Annotated in this window: 3 protein-coding genes; all 3 read right to left on the bottom strand. The window is 76.5% G+C overall.

Annotated elements, in window-relative coordinates; all coding sequences use genetic code 11:
* Positions 1 to 261 precede the first annotated feature (261 nt).
* On the bottom strand, positions 262 to 1512 hold the full coding sequence (locus GTW08_RS05345) for a hypothetical protein (protein WP_202416424.1): 1251 nt from the start codon (positions 1510 to 1512) through the stop codon (positions 262 to 264).
* A 158-nt stretch (positions 1513 to 1670) separates the two neighbouring features.
* Complete coding sequence (locus tag GTW08_RS05340; protein ID WP_073575076.1) at positions 1671 to 2645, bottom strand: heme-dependent oxidative N-demethylase subunit alpha family protein; 975 nt, start codon at positions 2643 to 2645, stop codon at positions 1671 to 1673.
* On the bottom strand, positions 2642 to 3546 hold a 905-nt coding region (locus GTW08_RS05335), incomplete at its 5' end, for a PDR/VanB family oxidoreductase (RefSeq protein WP_346009854.1). The genes GTW08_RS05335 and GTW08_RS05340, both read right to left, overlap by 4 nt.

Raw genomic sequence — 3546 nt, 5'->3', positions numbered from 1 at the left:
CCCGAGCGCGGAGTCGGACGTGGCGCCGGTCCGGATCGTGCTCGACCTGCCTGCGGACCTGGTCGCCCGGCTCGACGCCGCCGCGGACGGGCAGGCGCGGGACGCCGCGGCGCTGCGCGTTCTGCGGAACGCCCTCGTCGAGGGCTGACCCGCCGGATCCACGCCGGTTCCGGGCTCACCGCACCGCACCGCACAGCGGCCCGCTGCGCCGCCGGTCCGGCCGTCACGACCGCTGCCGGCGCCGGGCGGAGCCGGTGTCGGTCAGGCCGGGGTGTCCCTGCCGCGGTCACCGTCGTCGGCCCGGTCCAGCCGTGCCCGCCGCTCCTGCTCCCGGCGGCTGTACGCGGCCTGGCGGACCGCGCCGTCGTCGGCGAACCCGGAACCCAGTGCCCCGGCGACCGTCCCCATGGACGTCGACAACCAGGCGATCATGATCCAGTCGTCCGGCCCGGACTCGCGCATCAGCGTCGAGGACAGGTAGTCCGGCGGGATGACGAGGACCGCCGCGACCAGGGCCAGGACGAACAGCAGCGCGAACATCGTCAGCACCCCGCACGCCACGGTGATCACCGTCGAGAGGTTCGACAGCAGCATCTCCTCGCGCAGCGAGCGGTGCCGTCGCGACTCCCACAGCCGGTTGTCGAGGATCAGCCACGCGGTCATCCCGACCAGGGCGATCAGCATGACCGTCACCTGCCGGGCGGTCCCGAGCGCGGTCGCCAGCTGCCAGATGTTGGAGTAGAAGATCCCGAACGCGGCCCCGGCCGCTGCCGCGGCGATGGCGGGGGACAGGCTCGGTACCAGCCGCCACGGACGGTTCGCGCGGACCATCCCGGCCAGCAGCCGCACCCGCCCGCGGAGCCCGGTCAGCGCGAGGCGGACGTCGATGTCGTCCTCCACCCCGCCGCTGCCGGCATCGGAGTCGTCCGCGGGCCCGCGCCGGGCGGCGTCGCCGTCCGCCCGGTCGTCCCGATCGCGGTCGCGCTTCTGCTCGCGGTCCTGGTCGCGGTGGTCGCCGTCGGTCCCGGCGCGGGGCCCCGAGTCGATCCGGGTCAGCGGTCCCGCACGACCGGCGTCCGGCGCCCCGCCCTCCTCGGCGCCCGCGCGGTCGGGGGGCACCAGGTGCCCGGTCACGAGACGGACCACCGTGTCGCGGCACCGCCGGTACTGGTTGATCGCGCCCAGCGCGGGCAGCGACACCAGGCCCACCCGGTGGCCGGTCCCGCCGTCGGCGACGACCGGATCCGCCCCGGAGCGGCGCGGCAGGTCGGTGAGCAGCACGACGGCGTCGGCGCCGTCCCGCTCGCGCACCCGGTCGCCGATGTCGAGAGCGGGTAGCGCGCCGCGCTCGTCCAGGACGATCGGTTCGTCGGCGAGACGGACCTCCCAGCGGGCGTCGTCGTGCTCTCCGAGCGCGGCGGGCAGGTCGCGGACGAGCCGGTGGGCGAGCTCGGTCGGCAGCCCGGGGTCGGCGACGAGGTCGAGCACGGTGGTTCGGGGCGCGTCGGTCACGGCGCGCGAGGCTAGCGGCTGTCGGTCGCGTTCGGGCGGTGGGTGGTCGGGCGGCGCGGCCTCCTGCTCGAACGTGTGCCCGTATCGGTGTGGCCGAGGGGGCCGACAGCTCGGGGCGAGTCGTGAGGGGGACGGGGCTGTGGGGCCGCCACCGCCGGTCAGGACCCGGCGCGCAACCATTCCGCGGCGATCGAGGCCAGCGGCTCCAGCTCCTTGTACTCCGCGACCTCCGGCGACAGTGTCTCCAGGACCGACGCGAGGCGCTCGCGCCAGGCCGGTACCCGCGCGATCTCGTCGAGCGGCAGCAGGCGGACACCGATCAGGAACAGCACCGCGCCGGTCAGCGGCAGCCGCACCAGGTGCTGCACCTCGGTGCGCAGGTGGATCTGCCTGCCGGGGTCGGTGAGGTCGAGCCGGGTCCGGGCGGGCTGCCACAGCGGGGCGGCGTCGAGGGACAGGTCGCGGCGGTCGTCGGGCTGCAGCCCCCAGTTCAGCCGGCGGTAGGCCTCGCCGGGGTGCAGCCGCAGCAGGAAGCGTTCGGCGCGCTCGAACACCCCGCCGGGACCGTTGCCGGGGACCGGGCCGTGTAGCTCCCGGAAGCTCATCCCGGCGTCGAACCCGAGCGACCAGACCGAGGCGAACGCGACGGCACCGGCGTCGAGCCACAACGCGTCGTCGCGGGCGCCGAGCACCACCACGTCCTCCGCGACGAGCCGGGACACCCAGCGCAACGGGTGCTCGGGCAGGGTGGCGTCGTCGCCGAACACGAACTCCTGGTCGGTGCCGGTGGCCGCGTCACGGAACCGCCGGCCGCCCGTTCCGCCGGTCCGGCCGGGGGTGCGGGTCAGGGAGCAGCTGCCGGGCTGCTCGGCGGCGAGGCGCCCGAGCAGGTACAGGCAGGCGTCCCAGCAGGAGGCGCGGGCGTGCGGTGCGGCGACGAACCGGGCGGGTTCGCGGTCCAGGGTCGACGCGCGCTCGGCGGCGACGGCGGGACGGTCCGGGCCGTCGTGCACGATCCGCGCGCCCCAGCAGCCGGCCTCGGTACGGCGCTCGACCCCGGCCGGTTCGACGTTCGCGCTGATCCGGTAGGTCGGGTGCGGCAGCGGGAACGGGTAGTCGTCGACGCCGGTCACAGGTCCAGCTCCAGTGCCGTCCCGGCGGCGCGGGACACGCAGAGCGCCATCCGGTCGGCGCGCTCGTCGGCGGTCAGGACCGTGTCGCGGTGCTCCACCCGACCGTCGACGACGGGTGTCACGCACTCGCCGCAGACACCGCGCCGGCACATCGCGGGCGCGGCGACCCCGGCGCGGTGCACGGCGTCGAGCAGGGTCTCGCGGGCACCGACCTCGACCGTGCGACCGCTGCGGCGCAGCACCGCACGGAACGGGGTACCGGGACCGGGTTCGGGGACGAACGCCTCGGCGTGGATGCGGGCGTCGACCCAGTGCGCGGCGCGTGCGGTCCGCGCGGCCGCGGCGATCAGACCGGGCGGGCCGCAGGTGTGGACGTGGCTGCCGAACGGTGCCGTGGTCAGCAGCCGCTCCAGCGCGGTGTGGGCCTCGACGCGGCCGGTGGCCTCGACCAGCCGGTCCCCGCAGAGCGCGCGCAGCTCGTCGCGGTGGGGCGCGGGACCGGGGCGGTGGACGGTGAGCACCGTGAACGGGTTCCCCCAGAACGCGTGCCAGCGGGCGTGGGACAGGACCGCGGTCACCCCGATCCCGCCCGCGACGAGCAGGTGATGGCGCGCGGTGTCGACCGGCGGGAACGAGCTGCGCGGCGTCGTCGCCACGACCGCGTCGCCCGGGGCGAGACCGTGCGCCCACACCGAGCCGCCGCGCGAGTCCGGTCGTCGCGCGACCGAGACGTGCCAGCGGTCGGGTGCGGGGGACGGCTCGGTCAGCGAGTAGGAGTTCCAGCGGCCGGGCGCCCACTCGACGCCGATGTGGCCGCCGGGCGGGGCCGCGGGCAGCGGCCCGGTCCCCGGTGCGGCGGCGAGCTCCAGGGAACGGACGCCGGGCGCGGCGTCGGTGACCG

The organism is Pseudonocardia sp. SID8383 (assembly GCF_009864975.1).
GTDB lineage: Bacteria > Actinomycetota > Actinomycetes > Mycobacteriales > Pseudonocardiaceae > Pseudonocardia > Pseudonocardia alni.
This window is presented reverse-complemented; position numbering and strand designations above follow the sequence as displayed.